The following is a 22,508-nucleotide window of genomic DNA, read 5'->3' as shown; positions in this document are numbered from 1 at the left end:
CTTCACCCCTCCTCAAGCTCTCCCGTTGTCATATAATGTCGAATTTCGACATCGGCTTCCACATTGATTTCGGCATCAGAAAAAGCCCCACCAATGCCATCCCAGCGCTCCTTAATCTCTTGCCAATACGAAAAATTATTTAATTTAATTTGTTTATGCAACTCAAAAAAATCCGCATGAAACTCAGTCTGAGCTTTTTTAATTACTTTCATTGCTTGTCTTTCAATTTCTTTTCCGACCGCTTCTTCTAGATCACCAATCACTTCAGGGGAGTTAAGTTCTATACCATCGATCCAGTTTTCTACGAAAAACCCTTCAGCCCGAATCGTAATATCAAAAATATCTTTTCCTTCCTTATGCGAGTATGTCACGGATGTTTCTGCATAATCATTTTCATAGACAAAAGGCCTTTGTTCCTTTCCATAAAAGGCTTCAACTATTTCATTTTCCACTGTTCCAGTTACCCAACTATACCCTTGAATATCATATTCACCGAGCCAACCAACCATTTTATTTTCCTCGCCTAAAAATACGGCAGCACCTGCTATTTTAAATTCTGTGTCCATTTTAACGATTCGTGGAATAATATAGCTTTGTTGACTAATTACATTACTTATTAGCTCGCCAATGTACTTTTCAGGTGGTGTGTTATGCGCTTTAGACGCGTTTTCATTAATCATATAAATTGATCTAGCCGGCATTACTTCTAAAGGTAACTTCTCCTCAAAAATCTCATAACCATTCCCTTTTGAAATCAACACACGAATATCCCTTCTCATTTCATGATCTCGCACAAAAAAATCAATAACATGTTCAATTATTCCTTCTCTTGCTAATTCCTCATTAATCATTAAAACTTTTAAATGTTCATAATTCATCGGTCGGCTTCTTCTTGACGAAAAGTTTCGATTTTTATTAAAACTCGTCATCCCTGTTGAACTAATATTATAAAAAGGACCTTCTCCAACATCGCCACCTCCTACTTCTCCTCCTTCTTCAATTTGTCCAGGAATAACAACCTGATTTGTCATTTTGTACATCCCCTTAGGAAGTGATCGGCCGGTTTCCTGTCTATATTTTTGGATTATTTCCTCATCATCGATCGGATCAAAAGCAACTCCTGTAACAAAGCTTAATTCTTCAATTTCTGTAAGGTCCCAGCATCCCGTTAAAAAAAGAAAACTAACAAGAAGTGTGATGAATCGTATAATCATTTTGCTAACCCCTTATCTTGTTGTTGATTCCTATCCTTGGATCGAATCCACACAGTTAAAAAGCCAATAAGCAATCCAACGATGATTAACGCTCCTCCTGCATAACTAACCATATCTCCTAAAATAAATACTTCATCAATGGAGTTAGGAATAAACGCAATTATATAGGTCAAAAACGTAACACAAGCAGGAACCCACACTCCTTTTTTCACATTGAATATATCTTTTTTTACTGTTTGAACAGCAATAATTTGAATAATCGACATTGTATTAAAAATAGCCATTATCCAAATGACAATCATCAATGGCTCAAACCTTTCAATTAACCCTTCAACAATTTCTACTTCCGTTGCCAAAGCAATCGTTGGATAGACGATGGTTTTCACAGCGTCAACCGACATAACGGTGTAAGAAACAACAACAATGAGGAAATATAATATCGTCACAAAGAGAACCCCTACGTTGAGAGGCAACGCACGTAAATGTGTTGCCTTCATATTAGCTAGCCAAAAAAACAATATTTCTATACCTAGAAAAGAAAATAAAGTCGGTTCAAAGGCCGACAGCAAAGGCGTCACTCCATAAGGCAAAATAGGGCGCAGTTCACTTATATCGATATTTCCAATATTAAAGAGGATTAAGATTAAATAGATAATAATAATAAATGGCGCAAACATTAAATTTAAATGAACAATTCCTTGTACACCTTTTGTAACCGCATAGGTGGTAGTAAGTAAGATGATTGCTAGCGTTATTTCCGGTGGGGTTCGATCGAGCAAGAACATTCGGACGATAATCGCAAGTGTACGCGCTTCATATGCTAAAAATGGGATGAAGTACATAACAAATAAAATTGCCAATCCTTTAGCTATCCACTTTCCAAATCCTTTTTCAGCAATGAATTCAAGGAGGCTTTGACCGGGAAATTGCTTTTGTAGCTGAACAATCATATAAACCAACCCCATCACAATCAGCGCACTAAGCCAAACAGAAATCCAACCGTCTCCTGTCTCCATTGTTTCAGCTAGTGTACGAGGCAGGGTTAACACTCCAATAGCAAGTAAAATCGATATTAAGGTAACTGCCATTTCTACAGGAGAAATCTGGTAATTATCTCGACTCATTTCTTCACCCCTGTTTCGGTTGGGCCTTTTGATTATTACGATTTTTCAATAGCTCTTTTCTTTGACTTTGATTTTCTTTTTTCATCCAAGGTAACTGCAAGAGCTCAGTCAACTTACTATTTATATACTGAGCAGTTATAATTAGCAGTGCCGTTCCAACACCCGACCAAAACACTCCTCTTTGAGGCAGAAACCCGAATACTCTATCAACTAGCTCTTCCATTGCATCACCCAATATTTAGAGTTATTTCCTTTTTATCATTCGCATAAAAAGGAATAATATGTTTCCTCATTAAATAAAAAATAGCAAGGGTTGACTCTGCTAAGTCACCCCTTGCTATTCTAATTTCAATTCCTATACACTGAATGCTTTTTCACTGATAACAAGCTACTGAAGCATGCTGCGCTCTACTTCTTTCATTTGATAAAAGTACCCTTTAGCCTCCATTAATTCAGTGAAGGTGCCTGCTTCAATGACTCTTCCTTGATCCATAACAATAATCTGGTCCATTTTCTCTAGCCCTGCAAGACGATGACTAACGATAATAACCGTATCCTCTTTCGCCTCTTGAAACAATAATTCATAAAGGCGTTGTTCTGTCCAATTGTCTAAAGAAGAAGTTGGTTCATCTAAAAGCCACATACACCCTCCACTCGCAATTGCTCGCGCCATAGCAAGCCTTTGCTTTTCACCACCTGATAAATTTTGCCCTTTTTCTATCACACGATCCGATAATCTAAAATGAGGTAATTGCACATCTAGTAATAACTGTTGTAATTGTTCATCACTACATGTACTTTCAGATAACAATAGATTTTCCTTTACTGTACCATAGAAAAAATGACCTTCTTGAAGAATCACATTTGTTTGATCCCAAAGTGTGTCTTGTTTAAACTGATCAACCGCAATTCCATTTAATAAAATCTCTCCCTTATCAGGATTGTATAAAGTAAGAAGCAATTTTAACAATGTCGATTTTCCAGATCCACTCGGTCCAACAATCGCCGTTTTTGATCGTGGTGGAATTGTTATAGATACATCCTTTACAGTTGTACGAAATTCATCAGGGAATGTAAAACTTACACCTTTAAATTCAATAGATGGAATTCCATCGAGAGATTCACTCTTTTCCTCGTTTAAAGATGTTGTTTGTTCTTCTACAACCGAAGACAGTCGTTTAGAAGCACGTTCTGCCTCCTCATAGTAAATCGGAAAGAGAGCCATCGGTACAGAATGCTCAAAAATAACGAAACTAATCATTACTAGCATTGCCAAATAGATCCCATTCAAGCTTCCATTTGCTACTAAATACGCGCCTACTGCTAACACCGACCATGCTAGTAATAGGCCGATAGCCGTGTTGACCGATTGATTCTTAACTAGTTGAATCCCTTCATGCTTTTGTTCATTAATATATTGATCAGAGGCTCCAACAAGTTGTCGCTCCTTTTTTGTAAGTTCCTGATGAACCTTCAAATCTCGAAATCCACGAAACCACTCTGTCATTTCAATTGAGAGGTGCGCTCGTTTTTCAATGATTCTACTGCTTATGTCTCTCTGCTGTCTAGCAAACAAGACTGGAACTACAAACCCTGTTAGAACTAACCCAATCGTCAAACAAACAACAATAGGTAGAGAGAAAAATGACACAAAAGCTTTCGTACTTAAAAATACCAATACCATTATAATAGGTGGATAAATAACACGAAGATACATATTTTGAAGGCTTTCAACATCGCCAACAATACGCGCTAGTAGATCGCCACTCCGATACTTCTGAAATAAACTCGAACCTACACGTTCCAATTTTTCATAGAAACTAACCCGTAAGTCACTTAGCATTGTAAATGTTGCTCGATGAGAAAAGTACCTTTCTCCATAACGGCTGCTTGCCCGAATAAAACTTCCGAGCTTAACAACTGCAACCATTGCAATTAATACATACAATGGAGGCTCAAGGGCTGCATGTGAGATTAAATAACCATTAGCTGCAAATAATCCAACAGCAGCAATGCCAGCAAGATACCCTAACACGATTGATAAGATGATATCCTTTTTTTCCCGCATCATCATTTGAACAATTTGAAAAAGTTCTTTCATCTTTGTTCCTCCTCTCCATGAGCAGAGAACAGTTCTTTATAAGTGGATATAGAAGCCACCAACTCATCATGTGTTCCTTGAGCCATTAAAGCTCCTTCTGAGAGAAAAAGAATTTGACTCGCATTCTTAATCGTTTGTAAGCGATGGGCTACCGTGATTACGATTGAGTCTTTTGCCAATTCGCGAATGGAATCTTGTAAAAGCTGTTCTGTTACGATGTCTAACCCAGCTGTTGGTTCATCAAATAATACAACTGACGGCTTCCTCAAGAAAGCACGGGCGAGTGCAATTCGTTGTTTCTCTCCTCCTGAAAGGCCCTTTCCCCCTTCACCGATTTGAGTCTGATAGCCCTCAGGCAGCGAATTGATTAAATCAAATATTCCTGCTTTTTTCGCAGCGATCTCAATTTCATTCTTAGTTGCAACTACGCCAAGAGAAATATTTTCTTCAATTGAACCAGCAAATAAATATGGATGTTGTGAAATGTAGCTAATATGACGAAACCATTCCTTCTCTTGGTAATCGGTTAATGCTCGCCCATTAATCGAGATGTCACCATAAGAAGGTGGAAGTAAGCCTGCTATCATATTTAAAAGTGTCGTTTTTCCTGTCCCACTTTTACCGACGATTGCAACTAGACCTGTTGAAGGAAGTTCAGCTTGTATATTTCTTAACTTAAATCCTTCAGGCTCATACTGATATCCGAGCTTCCTCAATTCAATTGTAATTGGTGCCTCAATTGAACAAGTGCCCCATTCCATCACTTTTTCTTGTTTTTTTAGTTCGTCCTCTATTTGGTTCACAGCTCCTGTGCTGCTTCTTCCTGCATGAAACGCACTGCCAAGATCTTTCAAAAAGTTAAAAAATTCCGGAACTAATAACAGGATGAAAAAAGCTGTAAAGAAACTAATTTCATTAAAAACAACGAGACGCAAACCAAGTTCCAATGCCACAAGTCCAATGCTTAACATTGAAATCAACTCAAGCATTAAAGAAGAAGTAAAGGCTACTTTTAAAATCCCCATCGTACCGTCTCGAAAATTCAGACTGCTCTCACGAATCCCTTCTTTATATTGCTTTGTACGACCGTATAACCTCAAACTTTCAAGTCCTTGTAATGTATCAAGAAATTTTCCAGAAAAAGCTTTCAAACGATCAAGCTTTTCTTCAGATTTACGTTGAGTCATTCCCCCGATAATGGCCATAAATAAGGGGATAAATGGCGCAGTTACTAAAATAATTAGACCTGAATAAAGATGTTGGTTAAATACTACAATCAAAATCATCAGAGGAACAATTGTAGTAATCATACGTTGAGGAACATATTTACTATAGAAACTATCTACCTCATCAACAACCTCTAACATTACACTTACTTTTTGCCCCGTCTGATTCTTATATGAAGAAAGTAACGAGTGATCAGAATAAGCTTCAAGCAACCTTTTACGATAGTGCTTTTTCACATCAGCTGCCATTTTCACACCTATTTTCCCTGTCAAATAAGAGAGAAAAGCCCTAATAAATAGGACTCCTAACAGAATGAATAGAAATGACAGGACTTGATCAAACGTTTGTTTAGTTAAAAAGAGACCATCAACAATTGAAACAATCAAATATGCTTGTAAGATCACAACAATCCCAAACAAAAACGCTAAAATTGACAGTGTATAATAACGTCCCCTCTGTGCAAGTGCCAGTTTTTGAAGTGATTTCATCGGTTAATCCTCATACTTTGTACTTTTCGTTGCTACCAAAAAGGAAATAACCATCGCTAACACTGCAACAAGGGGTGGCGCGTAAAACAATAGAAAATCATGCATAGTGACTTCCTCCTTATTTCCCTTTTTGAATGTAAGGCTTATTCATAATAAACAACTTAAAAACTAGATAGAGAGACGGGATAAGAAGCATCAGGCCTAGTATAAACACAACAATTAATGCATAGGCCATCGTCTGATTCGTAAATCCATCATAAATCGTGATATACGGATACAATATATACGGATAACGCGATACCCCGTATGCATAGAAGGCCAAAGCAAACTGTAGTACGACCAATATAAATGACCAGCCATACCTCTTTCTTTTTAATAACCATAAGCTAACAAGGAAACAAATAAACGATAGAGCAAACAGCCACCAAAGTGAAATAAGGCCTTCATAATGGCTTGGATTATGCCACCTCATTTCGATGATGATCCCTAGTGCTGTTAAAATTGTTGGAAAGCTCCAAATCCATGTATACTTCTCAAACAGTTTTAATGCCTTTTCATCCTGTGCAACCGAAGAATAGTAAGCTAAAAAACTAGCTGAAATAAACAATACACTGACTAAACTCAGAGCAACAATTGACCATGCAAATGGGCTCGTCAACAAAGCTCCGTAATCCAGTTCAATACGCCCTGATGAAGTTTCACGAATAAATCCTCCTTGTGACACAATCAGAGCCGTAGACAAGGATGCCGGGATAAGGACACCTGTCACCCCATACATGAGCGTATAGCCTACATGTCCTTTTGTTCCATATGTCCCAAATGCATAATAACTACCCCGAAGTGCTAATAAAATAATTGAAATACTGATTGGAATCAATAAAACTGTACCAAAATAGTAGGCTGTACTTGGAAAGAAGCCAATCATTCCAACAAAAAAGAAAACAAGAAACACATTTGTAATCTCCCAAACGGGGGACAAATAACGCTGTATAACCGTATTTACAATATGGTGCTTCCTTGTAACAATAGTTGATGCATTAAAAAATCCTGCCCCGAAATCGATCGATGCTACGATGACATAGCCGAATAGGAACAACCACAACACCGATATTCCTAAGACTTCAACTGTCATTTCGCAACACTCCTTCTACCATCAGTGAGCTTCTCTAGTTCACGCTCAACTGGGTTCTTTTTAAACATGCGCGTCAAAACAACTGCTGTCCCAACCATTAAGATGAGATATAGGATAGCAAAAGCAATAAACATCAACCAAACATACGGTGAATCCGTTGCTCCCTCAGCCGTCGTCATGAATCCTCGCATAATCCAAGGTTGACGTCCAACTTCAGTGAACCACCAGCCTGCCTGAATGGCAATCATCGCCAACGGTCCCGATGTCACTAGCAAGAAACGAAACCATTTCCGTTTTATAAGAGACCAATTACGCCACAACGCAATCCAATAGAATAAAGAAAGAATCGTCAGCCAAATCCCCAGCGTCACCATGATGTCAAAAAAGTAATGAACAATATATGGTGGGTGATACTCTTCTGGGATATCGTTTAATCCAATTACTTCTCCGAACGGATTACTGTGGACTAGCAGACTTAATGCGTAAGGAATTTTAATAGCATACTTCACTTCATTTGTTTCTGTTAATACACCGTAAAGAACAAGTGGCGCCTCACCTTCTGTCTCAAAATGCCACTCAGCTGCAGCTAATTTTTCTGGCTGGTATTCAGCTAGAAACTTACCAGATAGATCGCCAACAACTGCTGTTGCAATAGAAAAAATCAACGCAATCTTCATGGTTAAAGCCAATGCTTTACGATGATACTCATGACGGTTGCCCTTTAGTAAATGATAAGCTGCAATCGATGCAAGTACGAACGCCGTTGTCATATACGCAGAGGTTAATACATGAGCTACCTTTGTCGGCATCGCCGGATTAAACATTGCAAGTAAAGGTTGAATATTCGTTAGTTGACCATCGACTAACGTAAAGCCTTGTGGTGTATTCATAAATGCATTTACGGATGTTATAAACAATGCTGACATCGCTGAACCTATTACTACCGGGGTAAGCAAATAAAAATGATGCCTCGGATTTTTAAAGCGATCCCATGTATACAAATAAATCCCAAGAAAAATAGCTTCAAAGAAAAACGCGAACGTCTCCATAAATAGAGGCAGGGCAACAAGCTGACCAGCAAATTCCATAAACCTAGGCCATAATAAGGCTAATTGCAAAGCAATTGCCGTACCGGTTACAACACCTACGGCCACACAAATGACATACCCACGTGCCCATCGCTTAGCAAGCAATATATAATGCTCATCCTGCCTTTTTAGACCAAGCCAATGAGCAATTGTTATCATAATCGGAACCCCAACACCTAATGTCGCAAAAATAGCATGCACAGATAGTGTTAGCATCGTTAAATATCGACTAAATTCTACAGAGTCCATCTGACTCCTCCTCTCCATTGCCTCTTTTGAAGATATTGATATTGTATCGGCAAAATGTATGTGAATTGCATCACAAACTGTACGATTTCGTTACAGAACAGTGATCATTTGATGACAAATGGAAAGAGTTCTTAGTAAGTTGAAGATTATAGAAATAGTTGTTACAATCCTGAAAACAATTCTTTTTTATATGTAATTTGATGTCGGAGGAAATAAGAATGCAGTATATTTACGACGTTCGTGTGAAACTGCCAAATGGTGGAGAAAAAATGTTAGCTGAGTATAAAGGAGCACAATACTTATCGTTAACACAGAATGATTATAAAAAGATCAAAAATAAAAGGAGGGCTCCAGCCTTCAATAAGTTGGAGTCCTCCTTTATTTTCGATCTAGGGTTCTTTACTACTTTCCTTAATGACTAAAAATCTATTGTTTCTAAGTACAGTCCACTTGCCTCTGCCATAAATGCGGCTTGTTTTCGCTCTCTTGACTTTATAATTTCAGGGATCGCTTCCGGACTTACCTCATTTAACCCCACTTGTATCAATGTACCAATGATTTTCCTAACCATATTGTGTAGAAAACCATTCCCACACACTCTAATATCAATAAAACCTTCACGTTCTTCTATTTCCATTGAATGGACCGTACGAACCATAGACTTCTTCTTAGATTTAGCATTTGTAAAAGTAGTAAAATCATGTTCTCCTAGAAAGTGCTTGGATGCATTACGGATTTTTTCAACATCAAGCTTTTTATCAACATGCATACTGTACTTTCTCATAAATGGATTTGGTTGTTGCTCATTCCAAATCCTGTACAAATACGTTTTATCTTGAGCATTATACCTTGCATGAAACCGTTCGTGGACTGCTGTAACATCAACAATACTTATATCTTGAGGCAAATAACGATTTAAGTACGTTTTCATTTCTCTTTCTGTTATGTTTTCTTTTATTCTTACATTTGCTATTTGATTCAGTGCATGTACACCTGCATCGGTTCTACTTGAACCGATAATTTCAATCTTTCTTCCTAGCATTTCAGAAAGAACACTCTCAATTTTTTCTTGAATCGTATTTTCACCTTTACCTAACCTTTGCCAACCTCTATAACGACCACCATCATATTGAATGACTAATTTGTAATTATTCATTGTCTTCTCCTTATCGCAACTTAACATTCCCGAAACAGAATACAAAATACAAGAGCTCTCATACACCAAATCACCATATGAGAGAGCAATTAACCTTACTACTCATTATAACCGATTTTTAAAAAATCTATAGTAAGTCAAACGGAGGAGACAAATCAGGTAGTACCAGTTTCAGTTAAGTCATTCAAATGATATAATAAAGACGATAATAAGCCTTTTCTTTACAGACAATACACTTACAGCGATTGCCTTCTTCTAATTTTTGTACGTGTGGAGAATGAACGATTTTTAAACCCTTTGTAACGTGTGATTTACAAACAAAAATCATACCTTACACCCCTTTAGCGTAATAGTCCAATCTAAGCAATGATTACAAAATACTTTTGGCCACTAGCTGAAATTTTGCAATTGCTGAAGCTAAGCCCACTTTTACAAATTACCCTTACCCCTTACTTACATAATAATGAAAACGTATTGATTTCCTCAATCGCAATAATCTATAGTATTTATAGATACAATCTATAAATAGGTAAATATACTATTATGAGGTGAAAGTATGGAGATTCATCAATTAGAATATGTTCTCGCCGTGGAAAAATTTAAGCACTTTTCATTAGCAGCTGAAGAAATTAATATTTCACAACCTACCTTATCGCACCAAATAAAAAAATTAGAAACGGAACTCGGCTTGCAATTGTTTATACGAACCACACGTTCTGTAACTTTGACACCTGCTGGAGAAGACTTTGTAAAATATGCAAAACGGATTGTTGATGAAATCCAAATGCTCAAACATACAATGGCCGAGCACCAAACGACTAAAGCCGGCAAGATAAAAATAGGAGCAGTCCCTAATATTACCTATTTAGGCATAACTTCTTTAATCGGTTCATTCAAAAAAAATTACCCGGCGATAACTATTAAACTATATGAGAACAACTCTGAAGAACTACTGAAAATGATTCGAGAAAATGAAATTGACGTAGCTTTTATCAATTCATCAGATATTTCCCCAATGTCAGTCGACTTTTATCCATTGCTCCAAGATGAATTTGTTTTAGTTGTTAATAAAAATCATCCATTCACCAACAGAAAAAAAGTTAATTTGTCTCAACTAGCAGGTGAACAATTTATTTCTTACAAAATGGGAACGTTATTAAAAAAAGAATTTGTCCAACTATGTAAAGAGGCAGGCTTTGAAGCTGATATCATATTTGAAAGCGGTCACATAGAGACTTTAAAAAATTTCGTTGAAGAAGGAGTAGGCATTTTACTAACTTCTAGTCATGCAGGCACATCCTTGTTAACTTCAAAAACAGCAATGGTTAAATTAACACCTTCTATAAAAAGATACAATGGTATGGCACTTTCAAAAAAAGGCACCTCATTATCGGCAAAGGTATTCCGTGACTTTATTCTTACGCATAAGGACACAGTCACACTTACTAATTTTGACCTTGATTGAATCCCCCTTATAAGTGAGAAACGAAGGCCTCAGCTTAGCCTCTGTTTATTGGAAAATTTGTAGAATTATGTTGAATTTACCAATACCGTGATTTAAACTATTGTTATATTCACAAATAGTGATTTCTGTTCACTCAAAAATGAAAACGATATCAAGTAGGTGATAATCCGTTCCATATTGATACAAGAAGATGAAACTATTCTAGCTTTCATAGAATAGTTTTTTTTGTGAGAAGGTTACCAAGAATCTAAGAAATTTGAACTAGTAACATTGTTCGCATAGAAAAGGTAAGGAGTCTTCGAAAATGAAAACGTTTTTAAGTAAATTAACGAACATCAAGACTAAGTTGATCATTGCTTTTACTCTTACATTGCTTATACCTACAATAAGTATTGGAGTAATATCTTTTATCACTGCCAAAAATGCAGTGGAAAGTGAAATGCTTAATGGTTTTGCAAGTAATATTCATCTTTTAAACATGTCAATAGATAATACCATTAATTCGCAAATCGATAATCTCAGCTTACTTTCAGAAAACATTAGCTCAGAAGATCTTGAGGGCAATAATACATCGGCTATAGAGGAACAATTTCAACAACTCACTCAGCTACAAGCTGAAGTACAAAGTGTCTTTGCTGGGAGTGATACAGGCTTATTTATCATTAAGCCTGATATTTCTATCGATAATGATTACGATCCGAGAAATGCAGACTGGTATCAAGAGGCCATTAGTCATCAAGGAGAATTGATAATTTCTGAACCCTATTTATTAGGTGATACTAATGAGTTAGTCATTACGCTTTCTCAAACAACCACGGATGCATCAGGTGTTGTCGCTTTAAACATTGGATTAGATTACATTCAAGAGCTAACGACCCAAGTACAAATTGGCGAACAAGGAGCCGCCGTACTTTTAGACCAAAATAGACGCTATATTTCACATCCAACGAGAGAAGCTGGCATGGAAGCAACTGAATCCTTTCACGATGAAATGTATGAAAATCTCTCAGGACAAATGCCGATTTCAATTGATGGGGATGATAAAGTGATCGCTTTTGACACTATTGAGTTAACCGGATGGAAATTAGCTGGGTCTATAGAAGTTTCAGAAGTTAATGAAGCTGCAGCACCTATTCTATGGACAACTATATGGGTGATGGGTATCGCCATTATGGTAGGAGCAGCGGCGTTATACTTTATTATTCAATCAATTATTAAACCACTAAAAGAATTAAAAGAAAAGGCAGTTACACTGAGTGAAGGGGACCTAACACAAAAAATTGATGTAACATCGACTGATGAAATCGGGCAATTAGGCCTCGCCTTCAATGAAATGCAAGATAGTTTAAAAACACTAGTCATTGAAATCGACCAACATGCTGAACAAGTTGCAGCTTCTGCAGAACAGCTAACAGCTAGCGCTGAACAAACATCTTCTGCCACAGAGCAAGTCGCTTCTTCAATCCAAGAAGTATCAAGCAACGCAGATAAACAAATGGATGGGGTCGATCAAAATGCTCAATCATTACAACTGATTTCTAAAGGTGTAGCTGAAATTGCCGATTATACTTCCGAAGTGAGCGAACTATCTAAAGTCACAAATACACATGCTGAAGCTGGGGGAAAAACGGTAGAGAATACAGTCAATCAGATGAAGTCAATTCAAGAATCAGTCATACAATCTGATAGTAGAATCAAATCTCTTTACGAGCGTTCTAAAGAAGTGAGCTCAATTTTAAATGTAATAACAGATATTGCTAACCAAACCAATTTGCTAGCTTTAAATGCAGCCATTGAAGCAGCAAGAGCTGGAGAAAACGGAAAAGGATTTGCAGTTGTTGCAGATGAAGTGCGTAAGCTAGCAGAGCAATCCCAACAATCTGCTAATGACATCTTTCAAATAATTGAAGGGATTCAAAAAGATACAGAAATTTCTGTTGAAACAATGGCCCGTGTTACTAATGATGTTCAGACAGGTGTTGAAGTTTCAAATGAAGCAATCTCTCAGTTCCACCACATTCTTGAGAGCACACAGGCAGCTTCTACAAAAATAGAAGATGTAACTTCTATTGCTCAGCAAATGTCTTCTTCCGTTCAGGAAGTCACAACAATCGCAAATGAGCTAAGTTCAATCGCACAAGGCAACGCTGCCTCTTCACAAGAAGTTGCAGCATCAACAGAAGAACAATTAGCCTCTATGGAAGAGATCTCCATTTCTGCCAAATCGCTATCATCAATGGCAGAAGAATTAAATAGCTTAGTAACAAAATTTAAATATTAATACAGACTCTGGTCCCAAGCACGCAATCAATTATAATGGGGCCAGCTTTTTTGTCTTCCCAATCTCCCTAGAATTCTAAAATTAAAGTAGAAGAACTTACAAACATGTGATTTTTTTCACATACCTCTCCCCCTCCATCTACTAAACTATAAGTATTCGCTGTAACCAAGAGCCACAATCTTCTTAACTCAACAAGAAACACTATAGATTTGGTTGAAAATAATAATCGAAAGAGAGTGAGTAACGTGTCAACAAATAAAAACCGATGGCTTATTGCTTTATCAGCAGTAGCTATCCATTTATCAATTGGGTCAACTTACGCTTACAGTGTCTACACAAATCCAATAGGTGAATCAATAGGCTGGACATCCACACAAGTAACACTGGCATTTACTATAGCCATTGCTTTTCTAGGCATATCAGCAGCGACCTTTGGTAAAATGGTTGAAAAGAAAGGTCCAAGATTTTCAGCTACGATAGCAGCTATACTTTTTAGTACGGGGCAAATTGGAGCAGGTTTTGCTGTTATGTTTGAATCACTACCTTTGTTCCTCATCATGTATGGCGCTGTTGGAGGAATTGGTTTAGGGCTTGGGTATATTTCTCCTGTATCTACCTTAGTAAAATGGTTTCCTGATCGAAGAGGATTGGCTACCGGAATTGCAGTATTTGGGTTTGGAGCCGGTGCACTCATTACGAGCCCAGTTGCAGCTAGATTAATTGAGAGTGTCGGCATACAGAACACTTTCTTTATCCTCGGGGCAACTTACTTTATCTTAATGATCGCTGGTGCATCCTATATTGTTCGACCACCACAAGGTTGGATGCCTAAAGGAATGACAGAAGTAACACAGAATAAGAAACAAAAAGCAAAACAAGATTTAGCTCAGCTTACAGCAAATGAAGCAATCAAAACAAAACGCTTCTGGATGCTATGGGTAATGATCTTTGTTAACATCAGTGCAGGTATTATGATTATTTCAGTCGCTTCCCCACTTTCTCAAGAAATGGTTGGCTTAAACGTAGCAGCTGCTGCTTCTATGGTTGGTTTGATGGGAATCTTCAATGGTGGTGGTCGAATTGGCTGGTCTAGTGTGTCGGATTATATCGGACGCCCAAACGTCTTTTTAATATTTTTCGCCATTCAAATTATTGCCTTTTTAGCGTTGCCACATATAACTAATGTAATCTTGTTTCAAATACTAATTTTTAGTATTATGACTGCTTATGGTGGTGGATTTGCAATCCTGCCTGCTTTTATTGGCGATATTTTCGGAACAAAAGAATTAGGAGCGATACATGGTTATATTTTAACTGCATGGTCTTCGGCTGGGATCGTTGGTCCAATTGTAGTTTCATATATTCATGACGCTACAGGAAGCTACACACCAACATTCCTATTCTTCACAGTATTATTAAGCATAGCGTTACTCGTATCCATTATGATCCGATTTGACATAAAAAAAGTTAGAAATGCTCAAGTTGCGACACCCTTAAAAAAGGCAGTTTAATAGGAAAGAAATAAACGTACTACATTTAACACGTAGTACGTTTTTTTAGTGTTGAATTGATTTCGCGAAGTGAACTCGATCTGACCACCATACTACATTTAAGATCCATAGAGAAAAAGTGTGATAAATGCATTTGTTCATGGTTTCATACGACATGTTATTGTTTTCTCTCTATATATGATTCATACTCCCTTGAACTTTTCACCATAAAAAGACATAACCCTCATAGAAAGATAAGAGTTATGCCTTTTTTATTTAAGAGATACTTTTCAGTTCCTTATTAGCTCATTTATTAAAATTTCGCAGCGACTTTTGCTACATTTTCTAAGCCGTCTGCAATGATGTCCTCTGTGCGATCAGTATATTGGTTATGACCTTCAATGACAACTGTTTCAGGATCTGTAATGCCCCAAAATCCAAGAAGCGTTGTTACATAGTTAACAGCCATCTCCATAGAAGCCATCGGTTCAACCGAATAATCTGAACCACGAGCACCCAATACAGCAACTTTTTTATCACCAGCTAATCCAACCGGGCCATTTTCTGTGTATTTGAATGTTTTGCCCGCTTGAGATAGATAAGAAATATAGGTTACTAATGGAGCTGGAACAGTAAAATTCCATAATGGGAAAGCAAATACTACTTTCTCAGCTTCTAAAAATTGGTTTAAGTACTGTTCAACTACATCTGCAGCTTTTGCTTCCTCAGCTGTTAATTCAAGCCCTTGACTGCGTTTATAAGAGCCTGTAATAGCTGTGTTGCCATAGTACGGTAGATCAAGATTAAATAAATCTAGTTCCGTAACCTCTGTATTTGGGTTAGCTTCCTTAAAAGTGTTTAGAAACGTTTCATACATTTTTGTGCTTACTGCTTGGTCTGCTGGACGGTCATTTGCTTTAATAAATAGTACTTTTATCATTTTTTTATTCTCCTCTTTTTTAGCATTTTGTTCTTTATTTGAAAATAATTTGCTTAAAATACCCATTTCCTCACCAACACCTTTTATTATTCATCCACGTTATACTTGATTTATTAATTTTAATAATTTCATATTTCGACAATTTTCTAATGTTTCAGCTTCATTTTCTCTATCTCTAGTTAGACTGCCCTTCTCTTAGTCTTCTTTTGAATGAAAGATAAGATTATCTAATGCAAGCATTGACTTATTCGCAATCACAAAGTAAATAGAAATAGCTAATAAAAGTATATCTACCTCATATCCAGCCAAAAAGCCTAAAGGTAGTTTTGCAGTGAATATTGCTCCAATCATAATTAGTGCGAATAAAATAGAAATGACTCTTGTTCCAATCCCTAAAATGATTGCTATACCACCAATTAATTCTATTATTGCTACCACATAAGCTAAGAAACCGGGAATGCCTAAGCTATCAAAGTACCCAGCGATGTTTCCAATTCCCCCCATGAACTTATCTAAACCATGAATGAAGAATGTAAAACCTAATACGAGCCTTAATACCAAAGCCCCTATTTCGAATCTTCTTAACATCCTCTCCCACTCCTTATAATTTATCTAACTTAATTATTTGTAAGTAACTAAAATATATATAATAAATTAGTTACTTACTTTACGTAAGTTAGTATATTTTAATTAATTCATATCGTCAAGTAGGTAAGTAATAAAAGATAATATAATTATTTATTTTACTATGATATAATAGGTCTATAGGAGTGATTTACTATGGATAAATCTCAAATCTGCCCTAAATTTGAAGAAGCCATGGGTATATTAAGTAAACGCTGGACCGGATTAATCATTTATCAACTGCTGTCTGGACAACAACGCTTTTGCACCATTGAATCCGCTATTGGAATAAGTGGAAGACTTCTATCAGAAAGATTAAAGGATCTAGAGAAACAAGGAATTGTAAAAAGAGAAATCTATCCAGAAACACCTGTTAGAATTGAATACTCCTTAACTGAAAAAGGGGTATCATTAGAGCCTCTTATGATTGAAATAGAAAAATGGTCTGAAACTTGGATTGAGACCGAAAATATATCAAACCATTAATAAAACCCGAATTGTTTACTATTAAACAATCGGGTTTTTCTTTAATCCCACTGCCATAGAATATTCAAATAATTCCATATTCACCATTGTCACTCGGTAATCAATAACGATAAAATGGTGATAGCAGCCTTGAAGGAGACGATCAGATGGAAACACTTGGTATGGTATTAGGTGGAATTGGACTTTTTTTGCTCGGGATGCATTTGATGACCGATGGGTTAAAGTCTCTAGCCGGAAATGCCTTAAAGGATTTGTTAAATAAATTTACTGGAGGAACCATTTCTTCCGTTTTATCAGGAACATTTATTACAGCATTAATTCAATCCTCCAGCGCTACTACATTTATGACAATTGGGTTTGTGAGTGCAGGGCTACTGACCTTTAGTCAGTCGATCGGTGTGATAATTGGAGCGAACGTAGGAAGCACCAGTACAGGCTGGATTGTTTCAGCTATTGGGTTTCAAGTCAATATGACTTTGTTAGCTTTACCACTTATCGGGATCGGTGTCCTATTAAAATTTTTATTTAAAAGCAAGTTAGAAGCTCATGGATTAGCATTAGCAGGTTTTGGCTTATTATTTCTAGGCATTGACGTCCTGCAAAATGGAATGGGGAACTTACCTGATTTTATCGACTTTCATTATCTAAGTGGAGAACAATGGTGGTGGACGCTTGTATTGGTCATCGTCGGAGTCATCATGACGGTTGTTTTGCAATCCTCCAGTGCGGCAGTAGTAACAACCCTTACCGCTCTGCACACAGGAGCTATTGATTTTGACCAAGCGGCCGTATTAGTCATTGGACAAAATGTAGGAACAACTGTTAAAGCTTTTTTAGCAGCAATTGGAGGAACAATTGCCGCAAAACGAACGGCTACAGCCCATATCTTATTCAACTTACTAACAGGGGTTATTGCCCTTCTTTTTCTACATTGGTTATTACAGATCGTATTTCTCATTACAGATGGATTTAACATTACCGATGCTGCAGTGGCGTTAGCTATCTTCCATACATTATTCAATGTTATTGGGGTCGTAGTCGTATTAAGTATACTTCCATGGTTTAAAAAAATGGTCAAAAGAATTATTCCTGATAAAGAAGAGAACTACCACCAATTTTTAGATCCAACTGTTGCATCTGTTGGACCTGTTGGAATTGAAGCAGCCAGAAGAGCCATGATCCAGATTTTCTCTTCCATTTCCGAACAAGCTCAAAAGGTCTTACTTGAGAAACATTCTGTTGAATTTAGTAAGGAAGAAAAAGGGTTACAAGAGGTGCAAGAATTTTTATCAGCAGTTGGAATTGAGCCCACTTCTTCTCAGCAACAATACGAAGAACATTCAGCACTTATCCATGCCTTAGATCATGGGGAGCGACTGATTAAAGCGTTAAAAGATTCAGATGACTTTATGCATGGAGTAAAAATGGATCAGAAGGTAAGAGAATTAGTGAAACAGCAAGCAGAAATATTCGAAATAACAATTGAAAAAATGAAACAGAATGAATGGGAAAGCTTAGTGGAGTTAACTGAGACCCACTCTTCAAGAATGGCAGATCTACGAAAACAAGATCGCCAGAAGCACTTTCAATCATCCGTCCATGATCATACAGATATTCAATCTGCTATTAAAATCGTGCAAACCATTCACTATGTTGACCGTCTCGCCTATCATTTGTGGAGGGCCGTCCACCATTTAAATAAAAAAGACGAGGTTCGAAGGAAAAAACAGATTCAATAGTTCATAACATCATTACCTATTAGAAGCAGGAAAACCTTTAACTGGTTCCTGCTTCTTTTTTTGACACGTCGCTAATCTTTTAAGTACCACAAAAAGTTTTGTACGGTTGATTCGACGGTTTAGGTAGTGTCGAATAGGCTTCCTGTTCTTGAGAATGGGCGTAAGGACTTGAAAGAGCAGCCAGTAGACGCTCCATTACACTGTAATCCCCATGCTGAACCGCGGCTTCTAGCGCCTCTTCTACCCGGTGGTTGCGAGGGATGACAGCAGGATTGTTGTTTCTCATTAACTGATGTGAAGTTTCTTTCGGTTCTTGCTGTCTGTCTACCCTCGCCTGCCACCGCTCATACCATTGTTCAAATTCTTTCGTACCAAACAGGGCCTCACCCTCATGTCTCTCAAACGTTAATGCGCGGAAAGTATTGGTATAGTCGGCACGGTACTTCTGCATCATGCTGAGTAAGTCTTCAATAAAGGACTCATCCTGCCCTTCTTCGTTAACGATTCCAAGTTTCGCTCTCATGCCAGCTAACCAATGATTGCGATACAATTCTATAAAATTTGAGATCTCATCCTGGGCCAATTTGACAGCCTGTTCCTGGTCCTTATGCAACAGTGGTAAGAGAGCTTCAGCAAACCGAGCTAGATTCCACCCAGTAATCTTCGGTTGATTCCCATAGGCATAGCGGCCTTGGATATCAATGGAACTAAATACCGTTGCTGGGTCATAAGCATCCATGAAGGCACAAGGCCCATAATCAATCGTTTCTCCACTAAGGGTCATGTTGTCAGTGTTCATCACCCCATGAATAAAACCAACCAGTTGCCATTTTGCTACCAGTTGAGCCTGACGTTTAACCACTTCCCTAAGCAAGGCAAGATAGCGATTTTCATCTTCTTCAACATTTGGATAATGGCGCTTTATTGTATAATCTGCAAGTTCGCGAAGCTCCTCGTTCGTTCCCCATTTTGCCGTATATTGAAAGGTTCCAAAACGTAGATGACTTGAAGCCACACGAGTTAGAATTGCACCAGGCAGCGCAGTTTCACGCATCACTGACTCACCAGTTGTCACCACTGCTAAGCTACGAGTTGTAGGAATCCCCAGTGCATGCATTGCTTCACTTATAATGTATTCGCGCAGCATTGGCCCAAGTGTTGCACGGCCATCTCCCCCACGAGAATACGGTGTTCTACCTGAACCTTTGAGCTGAATATCCACTCTCTCTTCTTCAGGTGTAATCTGTTCCCCAAGTAAAACGGCCCGACCGTCTCCTAACATCGTAAAATGACCGAATTGATGGCCGGCGTAAGCTTGAGCGAGAGGGTTGCTCCCTTCTGGAATATGATTGCCTGCAAACACAGCTAAACCTTTATTGCCTTGCAGTTCCTCCCCGTTCAAGCCAAGATTTTTTGCCAACGGAGAATTGAAAATAATCAATTCCGGCCGATCAACAGAAGTTGGACTGACTGTTGAGTAAAATGTTTCCGGTAGACGAGCATAGCTATTGTCAAAGTTCCATCCTATATCTATTGTCATCATATCCCCTCTTTTGTTTTGACGAGCTTATTTTCCTTTCTAAATATAATCACTGTTATAGAATATTTATCAATCATTTTCCACCTTACTTCCTATACTATTTTCTACTTATGCATAGGCTTTATACACGGCTAAATGACATCGAACGAGTTTATGTTGCTTCTCAGATTTTCTTATTAAGATAAAAGAAAAGCTTTAATTAGGATTGGAGTTGCAGTCATACAAATTGCATTTGTTCTAACAGTGACTTGTGATACAATATTGTCTATTAACTAGTGTATTATGGAAATGTATAAAGGAAAAGGCATAATGCACAATACATAAAGAAAGGGTGAACTATACATGGAACATAACTCTTCCAATTTTATTCGCAGTATTATAAAAGAAGATTTAGAGTCGGGCAAGCGCGACCATGTTATAACTCGATTCCCTCCAGAGCCTAATGGCTACTTACATATTGGACATGCGAAATCAATCGTGATTAATTTTGATTCAGCAGATGAATTTAATGGTAAAACGAACTTACGCTTTGATGATACCAATCCACTGAAGGAAGATTCGGAGTATGTTCATGCTATTAAAGAGGATGTTAAATGGCTTGGGTATGATTGGGACGGACTATTTTTCGCCTCTGATTATTTTCAAGAAATGTACGAAAGAGCCGTCATTCTTATCAAAAAAGGAAAAGCATATGTTGATGATCTTTCTCAAGAAGAAATCCGTGAATACCGTGGAACATTAACAGAGCCAGGTAAAGAAAGTCCGTACCGCAATCGCTCTATTGAAGAAAACTTAGATCTCTTTGAGCGTATGCGTGAAGGTGAATTTCAAAACGGCGAGAAAGTATTACGGGCGAAGATTGATATGGAATCACCTAACATTAACATGCGTGATCCTGTTATTTACCGTATTTCTCATACCACTCACCACAATACAGGAGATGAATGGTGCATTTATCCAATGTACTCTTTTGCTCATCCATTAGAGGATGCTATAGAAGGAGTTACTCATTCGATCTGTACGACCGAGTTTGAGGACCAACGTCCACTGTACAACTGGATCATTGCAGAGTGCGAAACGCCAAATGTACCTGAGCAATATGAATTCGGACGCTTAAATATCACAAATACAGTTATGAGTAAACGAAAGCTTAAGCAGCTAGTTGACGAAGGTGTTGTTGATGGCTGGGATGATCCTCGTATGCCGACAATATCCGGCTTACGCAGAAGGGGTTACACACCAGAAGCGATTCGAGCATTTGTACGAGAAACAGGGGTATCAAAGGGATCAGGAACGGTAGACTCGCGCATGCTCGATTACTTTGTCCGAGAAGACTTAAAATTAAAAGCACCTCGTACGATGGGGATACTTCGTCCTTTAAAAGTAGTCATTACAAACTACCCAGAAGGACAAGCCGAAATGCTCGATGCCGATATTAATCCTGAAAATCCAGAAATGGGTACAAGACAAATTCCATTCTCACGGGAGATTTACATTGAACAAGAAGACTTTATGGAAGACCCACCAAAGAAATATTTCCGTCTATTCCCTGGTAACGAAGTTCGTTTAAAACATGCCTATTTCATTAAGTGTGAAGACGTTATTAAAGACGCCGACGGAAATGTAGTAGAGATCCATTGTACGTATGATCCGGAAACAAAAAGTGGATCAGGCTTTACTGGCAGAAAAGTAAAAGGAACACTGCATTGGGTCGAAGCAACACAAGCAGTACCGGCTGAATTTCGCTTATATGAGCCACTCCTTTTAAACGAAGAACCAGAACAAGAAGAATCAGAAAATGATGCATCAGTGGAAGTAGAAAAAACATTTTTAGATCAAGTAAATCCTAACTCTCTTCAAGTGTTACAAGGCTTTGTAGAGCCAAATATGCAAGAAGTTAACACAAATGAGAAGTTTCAATTTTTTAGACACGGCTATTTCAATGTTGATCCAAAAGATGCAACCAAAGATCAGCCAGTATTTAATCTGATTGTTTCCTTAAAGAGTTCATTTAAGCTTTAATCTAACTACCAAAGACCTGTAAATGATTACAGGTCTTTTTGCTTTTTTATCCAAGTTACAAGTATTTCACTCGAATAACCTCTCCCCTTCTGTAAAAACTAAAATAATACTAGTTATATTTAGTTTCACATAAAAAGGAGGA

At 37.6% G+C, this 22,508-nt stretch carries 19 protein-coding genes; 7 read left to right on the top strand and 12 right to left on the bottom strand.

Annotated features, from left to right (window positions below; all coding sequences use genetic code 11):
* Positions 1 to 2: 2 nt before the first annotated feature.
* The 8 genes from AC1FXZ_RS17105 to AC1FXZ_RS17070 all read right to left on the bottom strand — a co-directional run bounded on the left by AC1FXZ_RS17105 (position 3) and on the right by AC1FXZ_RS17070 (position 8,623).
* Positions 3 to 1,214: a Ger(x)C family spore germination protein gene (locus AC1FXZ_RS17105; protein ID WP_480055855.1), complete on the bottom strand. Its 1,212-nt coding sequence runs from the start codon at positions 1,212 to 1,214 to the stop codon at positions 3 to 5.
* Positions 1,211 to 2,338 carry a GerAB/ArcD/ProY family transporter gene (locus tag AC1FXZ_RS17100; protein WP_480055853.1) on the bottom strand — a complete coding sequence of 376 codons (1,128 nt, stop codon included), beginning with the start codon at positions 2,336 to 2,338 and terminating at the stop codon, positions 1,211 to 1,213. The genes AC1FXZ_RS17105 and AC1FXZ_RS17100 overlap by 4 nt, the downstream gene beginning before the upstream one ends.
* Positions 2,339 to 2,342: 4 nt before the next feature.
* Positions 2,343 to 2,561: a hypothetical protein gene (locus AC1FXZ_RS17095; RefSeq protein WP_480055851.1), complete on the bottom strand. Its 219-nt coding sequence runs from the start codon at positions 2,559 to 2,561 to the stop codon at positions 2,343 to 2,345.
* Between the two features lie 165 nt (positions 2,562 to 2,726).
* Positions 2,727 to 4,439 (bottom strand): thiol reductant ABC exporter subunit CydC, encoded by a 1,713-nt coding sequence (gene cydC, locus AC1FXZ_RS17090; RefSeq protein ID WP_480055849.1) that lies wholly within the window; start codon positions 4,437 to 4,439, stop codon positions 2,727 to 2,729.
* Positions 4,436 to 6,154, bottom strand: coding sequence for a thiol reductant ABC exporter subunit CydD (gene cydD / locus AC1FXZ_RS17085; RefSeq protein ID WP_480055847.1), 1,719 nt, complete (start codon positions 6,152 to 6,154; stop codon positions 4,436 to 4,438). Before cydD ends, cydC begins: the two co-directional genes overlap by 4 nt.
* A gap of 3 nt (positions 6,155 to 6,157) precedes the next feature.
* Positions 6,158 to 6,259: a cytochrome bd oxidase small subunit CydS family protein gene (cydS, locus tag AC1FXZ_RS17080; protein WP_480055845.1), complete on the bottom strand. Its 102-nt coding sequence runs from the start codon at positions 6,257 to 6,259 to the stop codon at positions 6,158 to 6,160.
* 13 nt (positions 6,260 to 6,272) lie between these two features.
* Positions 6,273 to 7,286 (bottom strand): cytochrome d ubiquinol oxidase subunit II, encoded by a 1,014-nt coding sequence (locus AC1FXZ_RS17075; RefSeq protein WP_480055843.1) that lies wholly within the window; start codon positions 7,284 to 7,286, stop codon positions 6,273 to 6,275.
* Positions 7,283 to 8,623, bottom strand: coding sequence for a cytochrome ubiquinol oxidase subunit I (locus AC1FXZ_RS17070; RefSeq protein WP_480055841.1), 1,341 nt, complete (start codon positions 8,621 to 8,623; stop codon positions 7,283 to 7,285). The genes AC1FXZ_RS17075 and AC1FXZ_RS17070 overlap by 4 nt, the downstream gene beginning before the upstream one ends.
* Before the next feature lie 218 nt (positions 8,624 to 8,841).
* Between AC1FXZ_RS17070 and AC1FXZ_RS17065 the strand changes: the two genes are divergently transcribed.
* Entirely contained in the window at positions 8,842 to 9,045 is a 204-nt protein-coding gene (locus tag AC1FXZ_RS17065) for a hypothetical protein (RefSeq protein ID WP_480055839.1), read from the top strand.
* On the opposite strand, the gene truA is transcribed toward AC1FXZ_RS17065, so the two are convergent.
* On the bottom strand, positions 9,042 to 9,779 hold the full coding sequence (truA, locus tag AC1FXZ_RS17060; RefSeq protein WP_480055837.1) for a tRNA pseudouridine(38-40) synthase TruA: 738 nt from the start codon (positions 9,777 to 9,779) through the stop codon (positions 9,042 to 9,044). The genes AC1FXZ_RS17065 and truA overlap by 4 nt on opposite strands.
* 556 nt (positions 9,780 to 10,335) lie before the next feature.
* On the opposite strand from truA, the gene AC1FXZ_RS17055 reads away from it, so the two are divergent.
* The 3 genes from AC1FXZ_RS17055 to AC1FXZ_RS17045 all read left to right on the top strand — a co-directional run bounded on the left by AC1FXZ_RS17055 (position 10,336) and on the right by AC1FXZ_RS17045 (position 15,036).
* On the top strand, positions 10,336 to 11,244 hold the full coding sequence (locus AC1FXZ_RS17055; RefSeq protein ID WP_480055835.1) for a LysR family transcriptional regulator: 909 nt from the start codon (positions 10,336 to 10,338) through the stop codon (positions 11,242 to 11,244).
* Between the two features lie 304 nt (positions 11,245 to 11,548).
* Positions 11,549 to 13,525, top strand: a complete 1,977-nt coding sequence (locus AC1FXZ_RS17050; protein WP_480055833.1) for a methyl-accepting chemotaxis protein — start codon at positions 11,549 to 11,551, stop codon at positions 13,523 to 13,525.
* 245 nt (positions 13,526 to 13,770) lie between these two features.
* Complete coding sequence (locus tag AC1FXZ_RS17045) at positions 13,771 to 15,036, top strand: L-lactate MFS transporter (protein WP_480055831.1); 1,266 nt, start codon at positions 13,771 to 13,773, stop codon at positions 15,034 to 15,036.
* 292 nt (positions 15,037 to 15,328) lie between these two features.
* On the opposite strand, the gene AC1FXZ_RS17040 is transcribed toward AC1FXZ_RS17045, so the two are convergent.
* Both AC1FXZ_RS17040 and AC1FXZ_RS17035 read right to left on the bottom strand, forming a co-directional pair.
* Entirely contained in the window at positions 15,329 to 16,021 is a 693-nt protein-coding gene (locus AC1FXZ_RS17040) for an FMN-dependent NADH-azoreductase (protein WP_480055829.1), read from the bottom strand.
* A gap of 129 nt (positions 16,022 to 16,150) precedes the next feature.
* A complete protein-coding gene (locus tag AC1FXZ_RS17035) occupies positions 16,151 to 16,543 on the bottom strand; it encodes a DoxX family protein (protein ID WP_480055827.1) in 393 nt (130 codons plus the stop codon).
* Between the two features lie 192 nt (positions 16,544 to 16,735).
* Between AC1FXZ_RS17035 and AC1FXZ_RS17030 the strand changes: the two genes are divergently transcribed.
* Positions 16,736 to 17,065 (top strand): winged helix-turn-helix transcriptional regulator, encoded by a 330-nt coding sequence (locus AC1FXZ_RS17030; protein ID WP_480055825.1) that lies wholly within the window; start codon positions 16,736 to 16,738, stop codon positions 17,063 to 17,065.
* Positions 17,066 to 17,211: 146 nt separating this feature from the next.
* On the top strand, positions 17,212 to 18,804 hold the full coding sequence (locus tag AC1FXZ_RS17025) for a Na/Pi cotransporter family protein (protein ID WP_480055823.1): 1,593 nt from the start codon (positions 17,212 to 17,214) through the stop codon (positions 18,802 to 18,804).
* Between the two features lie 79 nt (positions 18,805 to 18,883).
* Here the strand turns inward: AC1FXZ_RS17025 and AC1FXZ_RS17020 are convergent, their stop codons facing one another.
* Positions 18,884 to 20,344, bottom strand: a complete 1,461-nt coding sequence (locus AC1FXZ_RS17020) for a protein adenylyltransferase SelO (protein WP_480055821.1) — start codon at positions 20,342 to 20,344, stop codon at positions 18,884 to 18,886.
* Positions 20,345 to 20,686: 342 nt separating this feature from the next.
* Here AC1FXZ_RS17020 and AC1FXZ_RS17015 point away from each other — a divergent pair, with 342 nt between their 5' ends.
* The gene (locus AC1FXZ_RS17015; protein WP_480055819.1) at positions 20,687 to 22,366 is read left to right on the top strand and encodes a glutamine--tRNA ligase/YqeY domain fusion protein; all 1,680 of its coding nucleotides are present in this window, start codon (positions 20,687 to 20,689) and stop codon (positions 22,364 to 22,366) included.
* Positions 22,367 to 22,508 lie beyond the last annotated feature (142 nt).

The sequence above is a fragment of the Halalkalibacter sp. HAAS-P014 genome (assembly GCF_056619965.1).
Note: the sequence above shows the minus strand (reverse complement) of the source record. Positions and strands in the feature narration are given on the sequence as shown.